Raw genomic sequence first — 17,320 nt, 5'->3', positions numbered from 1 at the left:
TGTCAGAGGATGCGCGCGGCTTCGTCGAAGCCCAGGCGCGGGGAACGCGGGAAAATGCTGGCCGGGTCGCCATGGCCCAGGTTGACCAGGATGTCGGACTTGATCGCGGTGCCGGCGAAGAAGGCCTCGTCGACCTTCGCGGCGTTGAAGCCGGTCATCGGACCGGCATCCAGGCCGAGCGCGCGCGCGGCGACGATCAGGTAGCCCGCCTGCAGGCTGGCGTTGCGCAGCGCGGGCTTGAAGCGGTTCTCGCGCGGGCCGTCGAACCAGGCCTTGGCATCGGTATGCGGGAACAGGAACGGCAGCTTCTCGTGGAAGTCTTCGTCGCGGCCGATGATGACGGTCACCGGGGCGGCCATGGTCTTGGCGTAATTGCCCTCGTCCAGCGCCGGGCCCAGCTTGGCCTTGGCTTCGGCCGACTTCACGAACACGAAGCGTGCCGGCGTGGTGTTGGCCTGGGTGGGACCGAACTTCAGCAGGTCGTACAGCTGGCGCAGCGTGTCGTCGCTGACGTCACCGCCGAACGCATTGTAGGTGCGGGCGGTGCGGAACAACTGGTCAAGCGAAGCGGCGTCGAGAACGTGGGGCATGGCATACCTGTCGCGAAGAGGGAAACAGCATCCGCAGCGGCCGGCCTGGGCCGGCGGATCGGACGGGCAGTGTAGGGTGTCCTGACTATGGCAACATCCAACCGACCCGGAACGGATTGTTTTAACCAGTGGAACGAACGAGCCCTCCCACGACCGATTCGGCGCGCCCCTGGACCCTGACCGATGGCCACGCCGGCAATGTGCGGCAGGCCCGGGCGTTGATGAAGGAGCTGGATGCCGGTGAAGCGCGCGAGTGGATGCTGCAACCGCGTGCGCCGTGGCGCTGGGCGGCCCCTCGCCTCTGGCCCGGATCCGCGCAGGCCTTCGGAAGCGCTTTCGCCACTGCCCTGCGCACGCCCCCTCCGCTGGCCGTCGGCTGTGGCCGGCAGGCTGCGCTTGCGACGCGGCTGCTGCGCGGGCGCGGCAGCAAGGCGGTGCAGATCCTGGCCCCTCGCATCGACCCCATGCACTGGGACGTGGTCATCGCGCCGGCGCATGACGGCCTGCATGGCCGCAACGTCATCACCCTGACAGGCAGCCTGAACCCGGTCGACGATGCCTGGCTGGCGGACGCGCGCCTGCAGTTCGCGACCTTCGCCCACCTGCCCTCGCCACGCACCGCCGTATTGCTGGGCGGCGACAGCGCGCATGCGCGCTTCGACCCTGCAGCCTTCCTGGCGTTGGCCGCGGACCTGGACGCGGTGCTGGCGCGCGAGGGCGGCAGCGTGCTGGTGACCACCTCGCGGCGCACGCCGCGCCAGGTGATCGACGCGGTGCGCCAACGCTATGCAGCCACGCCCGGCATTGTCTGGTGCGGCGAACACGATGGCCCGAACCCCTACCCCGGCCTGCTGGCCTGGGCCGACCGCATCGTCTGCACGCCGGACTCGGTCAACATGCTGTCCGAAGCCTGTGCGACCAGGGTGCCCGTGCATGTCTTCGATCCCCACCGCGTCAGTGGCCGGCCGCGCCGGTTCCTGGACGCCCTGCTGCAACGCGGGCGCATCCGCGTGATGGATGGCGCACTGCAGGCCTTCGATGTCGAACCGCTGCGGGAAACAGCGCGCGTGGCCGCGGCACTCCGCGACCGCCTCGCGCCCTGACTTCAACGGCGCGCTTCCGTCGCCATCCGCACCGCCAGCGCCGCCAGCACCGTGCCCATCAGCCAGCGCTGGGCCGTGGCCCAGAAGGGCCGCTGCGCCAGAAAGGCGGCAACACTGCCCGCGAATACCGCAATCAGCGCATTGACGACCAGGCTGACGAGGATCTGCACCGACCCCAGCGCGAGCGACTGCGCCAGCACGTCACCGCGCGCAGGGTCGATGAACTGCGGCAGCAGCGACAGGTAGAGCACGGCGATCTTGGGATTCAGCAGATTGGTCAGCAGTCCCATCAGGAACAGCTTGCGTGGGCCATCGGCGGGCAGTTCGCGCACCTGCAGTAGCGAACGGCCACCGGGTCGCACTGCCTGCCAGGCCAGGTAGAGCAGGTAGGCTGCGCCGGTGATGCGCAGCGCGTCGTACGCATAGGGCACCGTCATCAGCAGCGCCGTGATGCCGAAGGCGGCGCACAGCATGTAGACCACGAATCCGGCGGCAACACCGCCCAGCGATATCAGTCCGGCACGCGTGCCCTGGCTGATCGAGCGCGACACCAGGTAGATCATGTTCGGCCCTGGCGTGAGGACCATGCCGAGCGCGATCAGTGCGAAGGCGAGTAGCGGGGAAGCGTCGGGCACGGAGCATCTCCTGGTGGAGGAAAGGATGCCCAGGCGCGCGGCGGCGATGCCCGCGCTTCCCGAGGGTGCTCCCTCCAGGCGCCAGTCACGCGGGGGTGCAGGTTATCGACGGACGCGCGCGACTGGCAAGCGCCCCTCACGGGGCGAACACCAGTCCATGCGCCTCCGCCGTGCGGACGACCAGCGCGCGAGCAGTCGCCAGCGCGGCATTCTCGACCACCAGTCGCGGCCGCCGGTCCAGCGTGCAGGCCAGCCCTTCGGCCACGAAGGTGGCATGCACCTGGCAGAGTGCCTCGGCTTCCTCGCGCGGCAGCACGCCGGCCTCCGCCATCGCGATGATCAATCCGCTGCTGTCGCGCGGTGCGAGCAACGCCGGGTGCGTGGCGGAGTCGCGCAGCACCAGGTACTGCAGCAGGAATTCCAGATCCACCAGCCCGCCCGCGCCCTGCTTCAAGTCGAAGCGCGCGGCATCGCTGCGGTCCAGTTCGCCGCGCATGCGTGCGCGCATGTGGATCACGTCGTCCCGGAGTTTCGCGGCATCGCGCCGAGAGGACAGCGTTTGCGCACGGATACGTTCGAACGCCGCCAGCAGGCCGGCATCACCGGCGATGCCCCGGGCACGCACCAGGGCCTGGTGCTCCCAGGTCCAGGCGCGCTCGCGCTGGTAATCGCCGAAGCTGGCCAGCGACGAGACCAGCAGGCCCTTGGCGCCGTCGGGGCGGAGGCGGACGTCCACATCGTAGAGGCGGCCCGCCGCCGTCACCGCGCCCAGCAGGGCGACGATCTTCTGCGCCAGGCGCGCATACCAGCGTCCCGCTTCCAATGGGCGCGCGCCATCGGATTCGGCATCGGCTGGCGCATCGAACAGGAACACCAGGTCCAGGTCCGAACCGAAACCGAGTTCCTCGCCGCCCAGGCTGCCGTAACCGATCACCGCGAACCGGCCGCCTGCGACAACGCCATGTGCCGACGCGACATCGCGCGCAGCGACCTGCACGACGACCCGGACGACCTCGTCGGCCAGCCACGCCAACTGGCGCACACTGTCGCGCGCCGCCTGGCGACCATCGAGCGCGGCCAGCGCCACGCGGAAGCTCAGCGCGAGTCGCCGCTCGTTCACGACACGCAGACAGGTTTCCGGATCGTCCTCCACCAGCGCCGCTTCGCACTCCATGCGCAGTTCGTCGCGGTCGGGCATCGGGCCGGAGACGCGGGTGTCGAGCAGTTCGTCGAGCAGCAAGGGGTACTGCGCCAGCCGCTCGGACAGCAGCGCACTGCGCGCCAGCACGTTGACCAGCCGCGCCAGTGCGCTGGGCTGTTCGTCGAGCAGTGCGAGATAGCTGGCACGGCGCAGGATCGCCTGCAGCAGCGACAACACGCGCCGCAATGCCGCATCCGGTTGCGACGACCGTGCGCAGGCGTCGAGCAAGGCCGGCAGCACGCGATCGAGCCGCACACGCGAACCATCGGACAGCGCGCGCACGCCACTGAACTGGGCGAACTCCCGCAGCGCACCGTCGGCGCTGGCCGCATCGGCGAACCCGGATGCGGCCAGCGTCTGGACATCGCCCCCATCGGGCAGCGCTCGCCAGTACAGCGCCAGCGCATCCGGCGCGGCGTCGCGCTGGCGCGGTGCGAGCAGCTCGGCGAACTCGGCCGACACCCGCGCACGCTGCAGGTCCAGTGCGACGCGCAACGCATTCCAGTCCGGATAGTCCAGGCCACGCGCGATGCGGTGGCGGTCCATCGCGTCCTCCGGCAGCGCATGTGTCTGCGCATCGCGCAGCATCTGCAGGCGATTCTCCAGCCGGCGCAGGAAACGGTAGGCCTGCGCCAGCGCATCGCCCTCCTCTTCGGACATCTGCCGCGTGGCGACCAGCGCGGGCAAGGCCATGCGCAGCCTCCGCTCGCGCAGCGCGGCTTCGCGCCCACCGCGGATCAGCTGCAACGCCTGCACCAGGAACTCGATCTCGCGGATGCCGCCGGGCCCGCGCTTGATGTCATCGGCCAACTCGCGGCGCGCGACTTCGGCGGCGATCGCCGCCTTCATCTCGCGCAGCCCGTCGAGCGCCGTGTAGTCCAGGTAGCGCCGATAGACGAACGGGCGCAGCGACTCCAGCCAGCGCTCGCCCGCCTCGATGTCACCGGCCACAGCGCGCGCCTTCAGCCACGCGTAGCGCTCCCAGTCGCGGCCTTCGCGCTGGAAATACTGATCCATGCCGGCGAACGAGAGCGCCACCCGCCCGGCGTTGCCGAACGGCCGCAAGCGCAGGTCGACGCGATGGCAGAAGCCGTCGACGGTGGGCTCGTCCAGCAGCTTCGCCAACCGCTGGCCCAGCCGCATGAAGTAGTCCTCGGCCGCGAGCGATCGCGCACCGTCCGACTCGCCGCCCTGCGGATACGCGTAGACCAGGTCGATGTCCGACGAGAAGTTCAGTTCGCCGCCGCCCAGCTTGCCCAGCCCGAACACGACCAGCCGCTGCACGCCGCCGTCGGGTGCGCGCACGATGCCATGGCGTTGTGCGAACTCGGCTTCCAATGCCTCCAGCGCGGTCTGCAGGCAGACTTCGGCCAATCGCGTGGTGCCCGCAAGCGTATCGTCCACCGTATCGAGGCCATGCACATCGCGCCACACCAGACGCGTGGATTCGGCGGTGCGGTAGCGACGCAGCAACTCGGGCCATTGCACGGCGTTGTCCGCCACCAGCGCAGGCACTGGCCACGGTGCGGCGCCATCGTCGTGCAGCAGTGCCACCAGCAGGTCGGGCTGCCGGCGCAGTGTTTCGAATGCGAAGTCGCTGGTCGCGATCACGCGCGACACACGATCGACATTGCGCGCGTCGCCGAGCAGGGCATCCAGGTCCGGCGACGCGGTGCGCAGGCGCGCCAATCCGCGTTCGGTCAGTGCTTCAAGCTCGGCATCGAGGGAGAGAGTCGCGTCGTTCATCGCGGCCGATTGTGGCATGGGCCAACGGCTGTTGTAGGAGCGACGTCAGTCGCGACCGCGGACCACGACTCGGCATTGCACCCTGGCCAGGACGCTTCATGTCAGGGGGCATGCTTTGCACTCCTTACACGCTCGCTGGCGGGCCGGCCGTGCGGTCGCGACTGACGTCGCTCCTACAACAAGCGGATCACGCCGCCTGCGACAGATCCGGCAACGCAGCTTCGTGCTGCAGCGACAGGCCGAACTGGTCCGCCATGTGCGTCAGCAATACCGGCTTCACCTGGTCCATGCCGGTGGGGCCGCCGAGGTCGGCGAGCGAGACCACCTGCAGGCCCTGGTAACCGCAGGGATTGATGCGGTGGAACGGTTCCAGGTCCATCGCGATGTTGAACGCGAGGCCATGGAACGTGCAGCCGCGCCGCACGCGGATGCCGAGCGCACCGATCTTGGCACCGGCCACGTACACGCCGGGGGCGCCGTCCTTGCGCTCGGCATGGATATTCCACTCGGCCAGCGTGTCGATCATCGCCTGCTCGATCTTGCAGACGTAGTCGCGCACGCCGACTTTCAACCGCTTCAGGTCGAACAGCGGATACGCGACGATCTGCCCGGGACCGTGGTAGGTCACCTGCCCGCCACGATCGACATGGACTACCGGGATGTTGCCCGGCGCCAGCACGTGTTCGTCCTTGCCGGCCTGGCCGAGGGTGAACACCGGATCATGTTCGACCAGCCAAAGTTCGTCGCCAGTGGCCTCGGTGCGCGCGTCGGTGAACCGCTGCATGGCACGCCACACCGGCTCATACGGTTGCCGTCCCAGTTCGCGGACGACGCAGGGCGACGTCACAGCGTCCACTTCACTTCCGGATGGTCGCGCAACGCAACGTGGGCGGCGTCGTATTGGGCGCGGTCGTTGGCCTGGAAGCGGATGCGCACGGACACGTACTTGCCGTTGGCCGAGTGCTTCCACGTGATGTCTTCGTGCACCACCGCGATGCCGGAGGCTTCCAGCAGGCGGGGAAGTTCAGTTTCCAGCCCGGTGCCGGCCGTGCCCATCGCGCTGAGCTCGAAGGTACCGGGGAACTGGAAGCCGTGGTCGGGGTTGTCGGATTTGATTTCCATGCGGGAATTATTGGGATGGCGGGCGGGAAAGCCAAGCCGTGGCCCCCCGGAACGAAGAAGGGCCGCTTTCGCGGCCCTTCGTATGCATGCGGCAGCTGGTTCAGCGCGCCAGCTGCACCAGGCTGGACGACACCCACCCCTTGTTGCCCAGCTCGTCCTCCACTTCCCACATCATCCCGTCCTTGTTGCCGGTGGGATACAGCAGCATGCCGGGGTCGAGGTCGCGCACGGCCTTGCCGGTGCCCTTGGGATTGGCGAACAGGCGGCCCGGCTTGGTCATCTCCACTGCCTGCTGGGCGTTGGACGCGGACGCGTTGCCGGACAGGCCGCCCAGCTCGGTCACCAGGTTGGTGTACGCCTGCAGGTAGGCCAGCGTGATGACCTGGCCGATTTCGGTGTTGGCATAGCCGCTGGCGCCGCCGCCGCCCCAGTGGCTGCCCGTGAACAGGCTGCCACCGGCACCCCAGCCGATGTCGGTCTTCTTGGCGCTGCCTTCGGCCATGGCGACCTGCTCGGACGAACGCACGTCGGTGACCGTCAGCACCACATCGGCGGTCTTCTTCTTGAAGTCCAGCCCACCGACGGCGCGGCCGAGGTTGCCCCCCACCAGACCCCCGAGCAGGCCGCTGATCGCATTGCCGCCGGCATTGCTGTTCTGCGAGATCAGGTCGGGCACCAGCACGTAGTCGGCGGCGCGGATCTGGCCCTTGCCGATGTTGGAGCGGTTGCGCAGCTCGCCGCTGGCCGCCAGCTCGCGCTCGGCCATCGCCGCGCCCATGCCCACGCCGCGATCGACAAGGGTGAAGCAGCGCGACTTGTTGACGAAGACCTTGATCAGCTTCGATGGCGCCGGCAGCTGCTGGCCGCTCCACCAGTTCACACCGTCCTCCGGTTCGATCACCGAGATCGAACCCAGCGGCTTGCTGCAGGTCGGGATCTCGGCCATCTGCTGCTTGCGCTGGTCCTGCGCGCTCTGGCGCTGCGCGAAGGCAGGCAGCGTGGCGGCGATGGCCAGCATGCCCACTGCGATGCGGAGCGTGTTGTTCGTTCCCCTGTTCACTCGTCTATCTCCTTGAAAGGTTGTCGCCCCATGCGAGGGCATTCCGTCGATGCGGGGGCGCCACGGCACGTGTGCCGTTGTCCCCGCCTCGATGATAGGCCATGGCGGCCATGTTCCCCGGTAGGCACGAGAAATGTGACTGGCTGCGGCCAGCCGCGCAGCATGATGGCCGATGCGCGCCTTGCGCCATAATCCGCTCCCCTCCCGCGAGTCCGGCCGTGTCCTACCTGCTCATCAGCATCGTCTGCAGCGTCCTGGTCTCGGTCCTGCTCAAGCTGATGCTGCGGCGCGGCATCGATATCGCCCAGGGCATCACCTGGAACTACCTGGCCGCGTCGTTGTTGTGCTTCGCGCTGCTGGACCCGCCGCTGGCAGCCCTGTCGCGTGCCGGCGCGCCGCACGTGGAACTGGCCCTGCTGGCCCTGTTGCTGCCCGGCATCTTCCTGGCGCTGTCGGCGTCCGTGCGCGCCGCGGGCATCGTGCGCACCGACGTGGCGCAACGGATGTCGCTGGTGCTGTCGCTGCTGGCGGCGTTCCTGTGGTTCGGCGAACGCGTGGACAGCCTGAGGATCATCGGCCTCGTCCTCGGCGTGGTGGCCATCGCCATGCTGGTGCTGCGCCCGCGACACGGGCCGGCCAACGATGCAGACGCGGGCTGGACCGGCTGGGCGTTGCCGCTGCTCGTACTGATGGGCTATGCGAGCGTCGACGTGCTGTTGAAGCGTCTTTCCGCCGCGGGCACGCCCTTTGCCGCCTCGCTGCAGGTGGCTTTCGTCGCGGCTTTCGTGGTGATGCTGGCCGTGCAGATGCTGCGTGCCTGGCGTGGGCGGATCGCGCTGACCGGTGCTGCGCTTGCCAGCGGCCTGCTGCTGGGCACACTGAACTTCGCCAACATCCTGTTCTACGTGAAGGCCCACCGCGCATTGCCGGAGAACCCGGCGGTGGTGTTCTCGATGATGAACATCGGCGTGGTGCTGCTGGGCACGCTGGTGGGCATGCTCGGTTTCGGCGAACGTCTGAGCCGCCTTAATCTGCTGGCCATCCCGCTGGCCATCCTGGCGATAGGCTTGATCGCCGCGGGCATGCGCTGAGCGGGAAATGAAGAAGCCGGCTTCCGCCGGCTTCTTCGTCGTCATGGCGCGTGGCGGATCACTCCGACTCCCACCACATCCAGAAGGCGTCCCACAGGCGCTTGAAGAAGCCGGCTTCCTCGATGGCGGTGATCGCCACCAGCGGCGACTGCGCGACCACCTTGCCGTCCAGCGTGACCTTCACCGTGCCGATGGCCTGGCCTGCGGTGATCGGTGCCACCAGTGTCTTCGGCACGTCCATGGTCGGCTTCAGGTCGTCGTAGCGGCCGCGCGGGACGCTGACCAGCATCGGCTGCGCCACGCCCAGCTGCACGTCCTTGGTCTTGCCCTTCCACACGCGCTGGGTGGCGATGGCCTTGCCGGGCTCGTACAGGCGGTGCGTCTCGTAGAAGCGGAAGCCCCAGTTCAACAGCGCCAGGCTGTCGTCGGCGCGCTGCTTCTCGGACGTGGAACCCATCACCACCGCGATCAGGCGCTGGTCGCCGCGCTTGGCCGAGCTCATCAGGCAGTAGCCGGCAGCGGAATGGTGGCCGGTCTTGATGCCGTCGACGCTGGGGTCGCGCCACAGCAGCAGATTGCGGTTCGGCTGGGTGATGGCGCCGACCGTGAACTCCTTGATCTTGTTGAAGGCGTACTGCTCGGGGTATTCGCGGATCAGCGCGCGCCCCAGCAGGGCCAGATCGTACGCAGTGGAGTAGTGCTCCGGTGCCGACAGGCCATGCGCGTTGGCGAAATGCGAACCCTTCATGCCGATCTGCGCGGCGTAGTTGTTCATCAGCGCCGCGAAGGCTTCCTGGCTGCCGGCGGCATGTTCGGCCAGCGCAATGGCGGCGTCGTTGCCGGACTGGACAGCCATGCCGGTCTCCATGTCCAGCAGCGATGCGGTCTTGTTGACGGCGAACCCGCTGTAGCTGCCATCGGTGCCGGCGCCGCCCTCGCGCCAGGCGCGCTCGCTCATCATCACCTGGTCGGTGGGCTTGATCTTGCCGTTCTTCTGTTCGGCCGCCAGCACGTACGAGGTCATGACCTTGGTGATGCTGGCCGGTTCGACGCGCTCGTTGTAGTTCTCGCCCGCCAATACCTGGCCGGTGATGTAGTCCATCAGCACCCAGGCAGTAGCGGTGGGCGTGGGCGCGGGCGGGATGGCCACGGCAGCGGACGCCGGTGCGGCGGCGGGTTGCGGAGTCGGCGCCGGGGTCTGGGCGATGGCCAGGCCCATGGCGGTGGTCGCGAGCGCGGCAAGGACGAAACGGAACTTCATCGGCGGAAAACTCCTGGCGAGGCCGTGGGCCTGACGATTCAAGGCGATCATTGTAGGGAGGCCGGCCGCGGGTTGGGTTGGAAAGACGTAAAAACCGGCGAACAGGCGGCTTGCAGGGTTACTCGCGGACCACCTGCGGGCGGCCGAAACCCAGGCTCGCGATCCTGCCGGCGAGGACTTCCGCCGTGGCGACATCGGGTGCACCCACGCGCAGGCGCCACAGCGTGCGGCCCTGGCCGGGGACGTCGCTGAGCCGCGCATCGACGATGCCGGCCGCCGCGAGGCGTGCCAGTGCCCGGTCCGCGTTGTCGCGGCTTGAGAAGCTGGCGACCTGCAGTTGCAGAGCGGAGGGCGGTGATGCCGATTCCGCGGCGGCACCAGCCGGCGCTGTCGCGGCCTGTACCGGCTGCGGCGGCGACGCGACGCTGGAAACCGGGGATGCCACCGATGCCCCGGGCTTGCCGGACGCCACGCGCACGCCGTTGGCCTTCATCCACGCTTCGAAGCCGGCCGCACTCGGCGCATCACCCGGCTTGGCAGGCACGTGGTAGCGCGCGGTGTCCTGCGGCAAACGTCCGACCAGATGATCCATCGCGGAAGGCGCGGGCGCGGTGGCCAGCGTGCTGTCGTCCGGCGTCAGTGCGCGCACCTCGACACGTCCGGTGCCGCGCTGGGTGATGCCCAGGCGCACGGCCGCTGCATAGCTGAGGTCGATCACGCGGCCTTCGTGAAACGGCCCGCGATCGTTCACCCGCACCACCACCGACTTGCCGTTGTCCAGGTTGGTGACGCGGGCGAAGCTGGGTAGCGGCAGCGACTTGTGCGCCGCGCTGTAGGCGTACATGTCGTACACCTCCTGGTTGGAGGTGCGGCGGCCGTGGAACTTGTTGCCGTAGTACGACGCCGTGCCCTGCTCCACGTAGCCATCGACGCGGTCGAGCACCCGGTACTGCTTGCCGAGCACCGAGTAGGGCGACTTGTTGCCCACGCGCGAGCGCGCCTCGGCGGTGACGACGGGTTCGCGGATGCAGTCCAGGTCCGGCACATGGTCCGGCGTGGTATCCGACACGCCCGGCTTGTAGAGACCGCCTGCGGTGTAGTCGCCGCGCGTGGCCAGGTTTTCCCGGGCCGGGGCGTAACGCGAGCAGTCCTTGCCGGCGACGGTGGGCGAAGGCGCCGTCGGCGACGGCCGGACCGCACCGCCGGTTGCGGAAGGCGACGGGGACTTCTTCGGCGCCGTGCCGCACGCGGCCAGGGCCACTGCCAGCACGGGCAATGCCAGCCACTTCATGCCGACGGGATCTCGCGGCCCGCGATGGCCTGCGACAGCTGGTGCACGGCCATCGCGTACATCTTCGAATTGTTGTAGCGCGTGATCGCGTAGTAGTTCTGGAAGCCCAGCCAGTACTGCTTGCCGTCGGCGCCATCCAGCTGTACCAGCGTGGCGGTGGCGTCGGGGGCGACGGGATCGAGCGGGCGATAGCCCTTCTCCGCCAGCTGCGCCAGCGTGTAGTCGGGCGTCCACGTTTCCGGATTGAACTCGGCGAAGCCCGGCTGCAACTGCGCACGTGCGACCACCGCACCGCCCGGCACCCAGCCGCCGCGTTCGCCGCCCTTCTTGCGGAAGTAGTTGGCGATGGACGCGAAAATGTCCGGATACGTGGTGAACAAGTCGCGGCGACCGTCGCCGTTGCCATCCACCGCGAACTCGCGGTAGCTGGATGGCATGAACTGGCCCAGCCCCATCGCGCCGGCATAGCTGCCGGTCAGCGAGGCGATGTCGAGCTTCTCCTCGCGACCCAGCGCGAACAGCTGCGCCAGTTCGTCGCGGAAGAACTGCTCGCGACGGTGTTCGTAGGCCGCGCGCTCGGGATTGCCGCTGCGCGGATAACGGAATGCCAGTGTGTACAGCGCATCCAGCACCTTGTGGCGACCGGTGAAGCCGCCGTAGTTGGTCTCCACGCCGATGATCGACACGATCACTTCGGCGGGCACGCCGTATTGCTGTTCGACGCGGGCCAGTTCATCGCGGTGCTCGGCGATGAACGTGCGGCCACCATCGATGCGCGCCTGCGTAAGGAAGCCGACGCGGTACTCGCTCCACGGCTTCACCCGCTCGGCGGGACGCGACATCGCGGCCACCACGCTGTCCAGGAACTGCGCCTTGGCCAGCGTGGCCTCGATCTCGGCGGGTGCGATGCCGTACTTCGCCGCGGTATCGCGCACGAACTGCGCGCGCGCGGTGGGAAAGTCGACCGGCTTCAGCACCTCGGCGGGCACCTCGGCGACGCGCTCGATCGAGGTTTCGGCGGGCGTCGTCGGAGCAGGAGCGGAGGGAGTCGCCGAAGAAGCCGGCGGCGGTTGCGGTGTGGCGCAGGACGCAAGGCCCAGCACCAGCAGAGAGGAAAGTGCGTGTCGCATCATCGGCGCGAGGGTAGCACGCGATTTTGCGGGCAGGGTGAACAGAGCACGTCGTGATGCGGCATCAATACCCGTGCACGGGCCGGTGCGCGCGCACCGCCATCACCAGTCCCAGGCCCGCGAGCAGCGATACCGCAGACGTGCCACCGTAACTCAGCAGCGGCATCGGCACGCCGACCACAGGCAACAGGCCGGACACCATGCCGCCGTTGACGATGACGTAGACGAACAGCGCCATCCCCAGCGTGCCGGCGAGCAGGCGCGAATACGTGTCGCGCGCGTCCATCGCAATCCACAGGCAGCGCCCCACCACGAACAGATAGAGCGCCAGCACCGTGGCCACGCCGGCCCAGCCGAACTCTTCGGACAGCACCGAAAAGATGAAGTCGGTGGTGTGCTCCGGCAGGTAATCCAGGTGCGACTGCGAGCCCTGCCCCCAGCCCTTGCCGGTCCAGCCGCCGCCGCCGATCGCGATCTTCGACTGCAGGATGTTCCAGCCCGCGCCGAGCGGATCGTTCTCGGGGTCGCGGAAGGTCAGGATGCGGTTCTGCTGGTACTCGCGCAGGAACGAGAACCACGAGATCGGCGCGAACATCACCAGGCCCACCGCCGTGCCGCCCAGTACGCCCGCCGTGATGAACCACCACCACGACAGCCCCGCGAGGTACAGGCCGAATACACCGCTCGCAGCGACCAGCATCGCCGTGCCGAAGTCCGGCTGCATCAGGATCAGGCCGGTCGGCAACCCGATCAGCAGCGCCGACACGAAGGTCGTTCGCCAGCCCGGTGGCAGCGGCTCGCGATGCAGGTACCACGCCAGCATCATCGGCAACGCGATCTTCAACAGTTCGGAGGGCTGCAGGTAGAAGACCTTCAGGTCGATCCAGTGCGCACCGTGCTTGCCCGTGCCGATGAACAGCACCAGCACCAGCGGCACCAGCGCCACCGCGAACACGCCGGGTGTCCACGCGCGCAACCGCACCGGCGTGACGCGCGACAGTGCCCACATGGCGGCCAGGCCGACGCCGAAGCGCACGCCCTGCGCCAGCATCAGGCGCGCACCCAGCGCTTCGCCGCCGGCGCTGTACAGCACCGCCAGGCCGATCGCCATCAAGGCGACCAGCGCTCCCAGCAACGGCCAATCGAGCGTGCGCAGCAGATGGCGCAGCAGGTCGAAGCCCCAGCGCAGCAGGTCGGTCATGCTGGACGCCTTTCCGTCGACGCCGCCTCAAGCCCCTCTCCCCTCGGGAGAGGGGTTGGGGTGAGGGTCGGGACAGGCGCTGCGGCGTGCATGCGCGAAAGAACGGGTGCGAGCGCGGCCACCCCATGAGGGTCTCCATCCATCCGGTCTTCGCCAACCCTCACCCCAACCCCTCCCCCACGGGGAGAGGGGCTTTGAGCGGGCGCTCCCGTCGGCGGCGACACCGGTGAAGTGGGCACCGCGGGCGTGGCCTGCGGCACGGGTGGGCTCGGTGAAGCATTGCCGTTCCCCGTTCCCGGTTCCCCGCCCTCCACCGCTTCCTTCTCCGGCATCTTCCCCAGCAGGTACGCATCGAAGATCTTGCGCGCCATCGGTCCCGCCGTGCTGCCGCCGTAACCGCCACCTTCCACCGCGATGGCGATGGCGATCGTGGGGTTGTCGGCCGGTGCGAAGCCGACGAACAGCGAGCGATGGCGCAGGTGCATCGGCAGGCTGCGCGGATCGACGGCGGCGGTACCGCGACGGCTGATCACCTGCGCGGTACCGGTCTTGCCGGCCATGAGGTACGACGCGCCCTGTGCCACGCGCCAGCCCGTGCCGCCCGGCTGCATGGTGTCCTGCATGCCGAGCCGCACCACTTCCACGTTCGCCGGGTTGGGACTGATGGCGATGGGCGCAGGCTGCGGCGTCGGTTCCCATGGCCGATCGAAGCCCACGCGCGTCTGTCTGACCAGGTGCGGGCGCCGCATCTGCCCGCTGGCGATGCCGGCCGTGGCCCGCACCAGTTGCAACGGCGTGACCTTCCAGTCGCCCTGCCCGATGGCGACGTTCACCGTGTCGCCCGGATACCAGCGCTCCTTGCGCGCCTTGAGCTTGGCCTGCGGCGACGGCAGGATCCCGCCGATCTCGCCACGCAGGTCGATGCCCGTGGGTTCGCCGAACCCGTAATGCTCCATGTACTGGTCGAACTGTTCGATGCCCAGATCCAGCGCGAGACGGTAGTAGTACGTATTGACGGATTGCGAGATCGACTTGCGCAGATCGGTCACCCCGTGGCCGCGCCGGCTCGCGTCGCCCCAGCCGCGACTCGTACCCGGCAGGTAGAACATGCCCGTGGAGACCACGGTGTCCTCCGGCTTGCGCTTGCCGCTGTCCAGGCCGGCCAGCGCGATCAGCGGCTTCAGCGTGGAACCCGGCGCCACGCCGCCCAGCACCAGCCGGTTGAACTGCGGCCGCGACGGATTCTCGTTGAGCGCCCTGAAGTCCTTGCTGGAGATGCCGTTGACGAACAGGTTGGGGTCGTAGCTGGGCAGGCTGACCATCGCCAGCACCTCGCCCGTGCGCGGATCGACCGCGATGGCCGACCCTTCCAGCTCGCCGAACGAATCGACGATGGCCTGCTGCAGCGTCGCGTCCACGCTCAGCCGCAGGTCGGTGCCCGCCTGCGCCGGCACGCGGCCGACCACGCGCAGCGCGCGCCCTTCCACGTTGGTCTCGACCTTCTCGTAGCCGATCTTCCCGCGCAACTGCTCGTCGTAGTAGCGCTCCAGGCCGGTCTTGCCGATGTGGGTCAGCGCGGAATTGATCTCGCCGAGTTGCTCGAGGTCCTTCTCGTCCACGCGACCGACATAGCCGACGATGTGCGCGAACAGGTCGCCGTAGGGATAGCGCCGGGTCAGGTACGGCACCAGTTCGACGCCCGGATAACGCCAGCGGTCCACCGCAAAGCGCGCCATTTCCTCCTCGCCCACACGCAGCTTGAGCGTGATCGGGCGGAACCCGCGCGTGGTCTTGCGGGTGGCCTCGAAGCGTTCGATGTCTTCGGGCGAGAGTTCGATGATCCTGCCGAGCTCGGCCACCAGCTTCGCCGGTTCCTTCACCTTGTCCGGGGTGACGTCGAGCCGGAACGCCGGCACGTTTTCCGCCAGCAGCAGTCCGTTGCGGTCGTAGATGGCGCCGCGGCCGGGCACGACGGGGCGCGGACGGATGCGGTTGGCTTCCGAGCGCGTGGCGTAGTCGTCATGGTCGACCACCTGCAGCTTGAAGTACCAGGCGCCCAGGCCGATCAGGCACAGCGCCACCACCACGAAGCCCGTCACCGCACGCCGACGGAACTGGTCGGCTTCGGCATGCGGGTTCTTGCTGCGCCGGCGCGGCCCGATCATCGCTCAGCCCCGCTTGCGGCGACCCAGCCGCAGCGCGTCCATCAGCACGAACAGCGGCGGCCACAGCAACATGCCCAGCAGCGGCGCCCACCAGTATTCCCACGGAAGCGTCGGTTCGCCCAGCGCCAGATGCACCACCGTGGTCACGATGCGATCGTTGAGCAGCAGGCCACCGATGGCCAGCGCCTGCTGCGACATCGGGAAGAAACGCAACCGCGCGCGGAAGCGCTGCAGGATGAACGCCATGATGAGCAGGCGCAGCGCCTGTTCGCCCAGCAGGGTCCCGAACATCAGGTCGGCGACCAGGCCGATGGCGACGGCGAAACCGAGGCCGGCGCTGTCCGGTGCCTCGATCACCCAGTAGGCCACGATCAGCGCCAGCCAGTAGGGACGCAGCGGCTGCAGCAGGTCGGGCAACGGCAGCAGGCCCAGCAGCAGGGCGATGACAATGCTCACCGGCATCAGCCAGCCCGCGCGCGAGCGACTCATCGTTGCGGCTCCTGCGGCGGAGGTTCAGTGCGTCGGGCGCGTGCGTTGAGCCCCTCTCCCCCCGGGAGAGGGGTTGGGGTGAGGGTCGGGACGTTCGCAGCGTTCGTAGCCTGCGAGGAAACCGTCGCGGGCGCGGTGGCCGCTTGTTCAGCGGCGCCCACACTGCCTTCGTTGCCCCTCACCCCAACCCCGCTCCCGGCGGGAGAGGGGCTTTGGGTCGCGGGTGCGGACGCGGGCGCGTCTTCCGGCTGTGTCGCGCCTTCCACGGGCAACGACGCTTCAGGCAGGAACCGCGCCGGATCGGCCGGCGGCAACGGCTGTGGCGGTGCGGACTTCAGCAGCAGCACGTCGCGGCCGCGGTCCAGGCGTGCGGCCGGCGTGACGTCGCCGATCAGGAACGCGTGGCTGTCATCCGGTCGCAGGGCCGAAATCGTGCCGACCGGGAACCCGGCCGGAAAGCGGCCACCTAGGCCGGAGGTCACCAGCAGATCACCCACCTGCGCGCCACTGTTCAGCGGCACATCGGCCAGTTCCAGCAGATCGCTGCGGCCGCGCCCATAGACGATCAGCCGCACGCCGTTGCGCGCGATCACCACCGGCACCGCGTGGTCGGGGTCGGTCAACAGCAGCACGGTGGCATGGGCAGGCGTGGTCTCGATGATCTGGCCCATCAGGCCGCCCGCGTCGATCACCGACTGGCCGACGGTAGCTCCCGCGCGGCTGCCCGCATCCAGCACCAGGCGCTGGCGGCCGGGTGCCAGGTCGATGTCCAGGATGGGGGCCAGTTGCACGTCCAGTCCGCGGGATGTCTTCACGCCCAGCAGCGCGCGCAACTGCGCGTTGTCGGCCGCCGCCGTTTGCAGGCGGGCGAGCCGGGCGTTGGCGACCAGCGCATCGTTGCGCAGGCGCGCGTTCTCTTCCTGCAGCCCGCTGCGCGTCGCGGCATCGTCCTGTACGCGGGTGGTCACGCGGCCGGGCAGGCCAGCCAGCCACCACAACGGCTGCGTGACCACGTTGGCCTGCGCACGCACCTGCGACAGCCAGCCACCACGATGGTCCAGGATCACCAGCGCAATGGTCAGCGCCAGATAGCCCAGCAACCGGAGCGTACTGGCGACTTCACCGGGGCGGGAGGCAACGGGGGGACCGGCGTAGGAAGGCATCAGGGCCGGGCGTCGGGAAGGGGGACTCGGGAATGGGAAAACGCGCGTGGACGGCGTCTCGAATCGTGCGCC

The 17,320-nt window shown here is 68.8% G+C and carries 14 protein-coding genes, 1 pseudogene and 1 riboswitch; of the genes and pseudogenes, 2 read left to right on the top strand and 13 right to left on the bottom strand.

Annotated features, from left to right (window positions below; translation table 11 throughout):
• Positions 1 to 2: 2 nt before the first annotated feature.
• Positions 3 to 590 (bottom strand): malonic semialdehyde reductase, encoded by a 588-nt coding sequence (locus tag IB223_RS02225; protein ID WP_192200051.1) that lies wholly within the window; start codon positions 588 to 590, stop codon positions 3 to 5.
• Between the two features lie 128 nt (positions 591 to 718).
• Between IB223_RS02225 and IB223_RS02220 the strand changes: the two genes are divergently transcribed.
• Positions 719 to 1,693 carry a mitochondrial fission ELM1 family protein gene (locus IB223_RS02220; RefSeq protein ID WP_343227128.1) on the top strand — a complete coding sequence of 325 codons (975 nt, stop codon included), beginning with the start codon at positions 719 to 721 and terminating at the stop codon, positions 1,691 to 1,693.
• A 2-nt stretch (positions 1,694 to 1,695) separates the two neighbouring features.
• Here the strand turns inward: IB223_RS02220 and IB223_RS02215 are convergent, their stop codons facing one another.
• The 5 genes from IB223_RS02215 to IB223_RS02195 form a co-directional block, all read right to left on the bottom strand.
• The gene (locus tag IB223_RS02215; RefSeq protein WP_192200050.1) at positions 1,696 to 2,328 is read right to left on the bottom strand and encodes a LysE family translocator; all 633 of its coding nucleotides are present in this window, start codon (positions 2,326 to 2,328) and stop codon (positions 1,696 to 1,698) included.
• 20 nt (positions 2,329 to 2,348) lie between these two features.
• Positions 2,349 to 2,427, bottom strand: a riboswitch (ZMP/ZTP riboswitch).
• Between the two features lie 37 nt (positions 2,428 to 2,464).
• Entirely contained in the window at positions 2,465 to 5,275 is a 2,811-nt protein-coding gene (glnE, locus tag IB223_RS02210; RefSeq protein WP_192200049.1) for a bifunctional [glutamate--ammonia ligase]-adenylyl-L-tyrosine phosphorylase/[glutamate--ammonia-ligase] adenylyltransferase, read from the bottom strand.
• A gap of 187 nt (positions 5,276 to 5,462) precedes the next feature.
• Positions 5,463 to 6,122 (bottom strand): lipoyl(octanoyl) transferase LipB, encoded by a 660-nt coding sequence (lipB, locus tag IB223_RS02205; RefSeq protein WP_343227127.1) that lies wholly within the window; start codon positions 6,120 to 6,122, stop codon positions 5,463 to 5,465.
• Positions 6,119 to 6,397 (bottom strand): DUF493 family protein, encoded by a 279-nt coding sequence (locus tag IB223_RS02200; RefSeq protein ID WP_192200047.1) that lies wholly within the window; start codon positions 6,395 to 6,397, stop codon positions 6,119 to 6,121. The genes lipB and IB223_RS02200 overlap by 4 nt, the downstream gene beginning before the upstream one ends.
• 100 nt (positions 6,398 to 6,497) lie before the next feature.
• Complete coding sequence (locus IB223_RS02195; protein WP_192201210.1) at positions 6,498 to 7,415, bottom strand: CsgG/HfaB family protein; 918 nt, start codon at positions 7,413 to 7,415, stop codon at positions 6,498 to 6,500.
• 260 nt (positions 7,416 to 7,675) lie between these two features.
• Here IB223_RS02195 and IB223_RS02190 point away from each other — a divergent pair, with 260 nt between their 5' ends.
• On the top strand, positions 7,676 to 8,548 hold the full coding sequence (locus tag IB223_RS02190) for a DMT family transporter (RefSeq protein WP_192200046.1): 873 nt from the start codon (positions 7,676 to 7,678) through the stop codon (positions 8,546 to 8,548).
• Positions 8,549 to 8,606: 58 nt separating this feature from the next.
• Here IB223_RS02190 and IB223_RS02185 read toward each other — a convergent pair whose 3' ends face one another.
• From IB223_RS02185 to mreC, 7 genes and pseudogenes are all read right to left on the bottom strand, one after another.
• On the bottom strand, positions 8,607 to 9,809 hold the full coding sequence (locus tag IB223_RS02185; protein ID WP_192200045.1) for a D-alanyl-D-alanine carboxypeptidase family protein: 1,203 nt from the start codon (positions 9,807 to 9,809) through the stop codon (positions 8,607 to 8,609).
• A gap of 118 nt (positions 9,810 to 9,927) precedes the next feature.
• Positions 9,928 to 11,100: a septal ring lytic transglycosylase RlpA family protein gene (locus tag IB223_RS02180; RefSeq protein ID WP_192200044.1), complete on the bottom strand. Its 1,173-nt coding sequence runs from the start codon at positions 11,098 to 11,100 to the stop codon at positions 9,928 to 9,930.
• The gene (mltB, locus tag IB223_RS02175) at positions 11,097 to 12,233 is read right to left on the bottom strand and encodes a lytic murein transglycosylase B (RefSeq protein WP_192200043.1); all 1,137 of its coding nucleotides are present in this window, start codon (positions 12,231 to 12,233) and stop codon (positions 11,097 to 11,099) included. Before mltB ends, IB223_RS02180 begins: the two co-directional genes overlap by 4 nt.
• A gap of 61 nt (positions 12,234 to 12,294) precedes the next feature.
• On the bottom strand, positions 12,295 to 13,431 hold the full coding sequence (gene rodA, locus IB223_RS02170) for a rod shape-determining protein RodA (RefSeq protein ID WP_192200042.1): 1,137 nt from the start codon (positions 13,429 to 13,431) through the stop codon (positions 12,295 to 12,297).
• A gap of 326 nt (positions 13,432 to 13,757) precedes the next feature.
• Positions 13,758 to 15,596, bottom strand: a pseudogene (gene mrdA, locus IB223_RS02165) (penicillin-binding protein 2); the annotation flags it as partial.
• A 3-nt stretch (positions 15,597 to 15,599) separates the two neighbouring features.
• On the bottom strand, positions 15,600 to 16,085 hold the full coding sequence (gene mreD, locus IB223_RS02160; protein WP_192200040.1) for a rod shape-determining protein MreD: 486 nt from the start codon (positions 16,083 to 16,085) through the stop codon (positions 15,600 to 15,602).
• Positions 16,082 to 17,248 carry a rod shape-determining protein MreC gene (mreC, locus tag IB223_RS02155; RefSeq protein WP_192200039.1) on the bottom strand — a complete coding sequence of 389 codons (1,167 nt, stop codon included), beginning with the start codon at positions 17,246 to 17,248 and terminating at the stop codon, positions 16,082 to 16,084. The genes mreD and mreC overlap by 4 nt, the downstream gene beginning before the upstream one ends.
• Positions 17,249 to 17,320: the final 72 nt, after the last annotated feature.

It is taken from the genome of Pseudoxanthomonas sp. PXM03, from assembly GCF_014852005.1.
Classification (GTDB): Bacteria; Pseudomonadota; Gammaproteobacteria; order Xanthomonadales; family Xanthomonadaceae; genus Pseudoxanthomonas_A.
The sequence above is the reverse complement of the archived record's forward strand: the minus strand, read 5'-3'. Positions and strand labels throughout refer to the sequence as shown.

Excerpts from the sequence above, each read along its gene's own strand:
- glnE (WP_192200049.1), bottom strand. The coding sequence starts at position 5,275 with ATGAACGACGCGACTCTCTCCCTCGATGCCGAGCTTGAAGCACTGACC.
- IB223_RS02200 (WP_192200047.1), bottom strand. The coding sequence starts at position 6,397 with ATGGAAATCAAATCCGACAACCCCGACCACGGCTTCCAGTTCCCCGGT.
- mreD (WP_192200040.1), bottom strand. The coding sequence starts at position 16,085 with ATGAGTCGCTCGCGCGCGGGCTGGCTGATGCCGGTGAGCATTGTCATC.
- IB223_RS02195 (WP_192201210.1), bottom strand. The coding sequence starts at position 7,415 with ATGCTGGCCATCGCCGCCACGCTGCCTGCCTTCGCGCAGCGCCAGAGC.
- mltB (WP_192200043.1), bottom strand. The coding sequence starts at position 12,233 with ATGATGCGACACGCACTTTCCTCTCTGCTGGTGCTGGGCCTTGCGTCC.
- IB223_RS02185 (WP_192200045.1), bottom strand. The coding sequence starts at position 9,809 with ATGAAGTTCCGTTTCGTCCTTGCCGCGCTCGCGACCACCGCCATGGGC.
- rodA (WP_192200042.1), bottom strand. The coding sequence starts at position 13,431 with ATGACCGACCTGCTGCGCTGGGGCTTCGACCTGCTGCGCCATCTGCTG.
- IB223_RS02180 (WP_192200044.1), bottom strand. The coding sequence starts at position 11,100 with ATGAAGTGGCTGGCATTGCCCGTGCTGGCAGTGGCCCTGGCCGCGTGC.
- mreC (WP_192200039.1), bottom strand. The coding sequence starts at position 17,248 with ATGCCTTCCTACGCCGGTCCCCCCGTTGCCTCCCGCCCCGGTGAAGTC.
- IB223_RS02225 (WP_192200051.1), bottom strand. The coding sequence starts at position 590 with ATGCCCCACGTTCTCGACGCCGCTTCGCTTGACCAGTTGTTCCGCACC.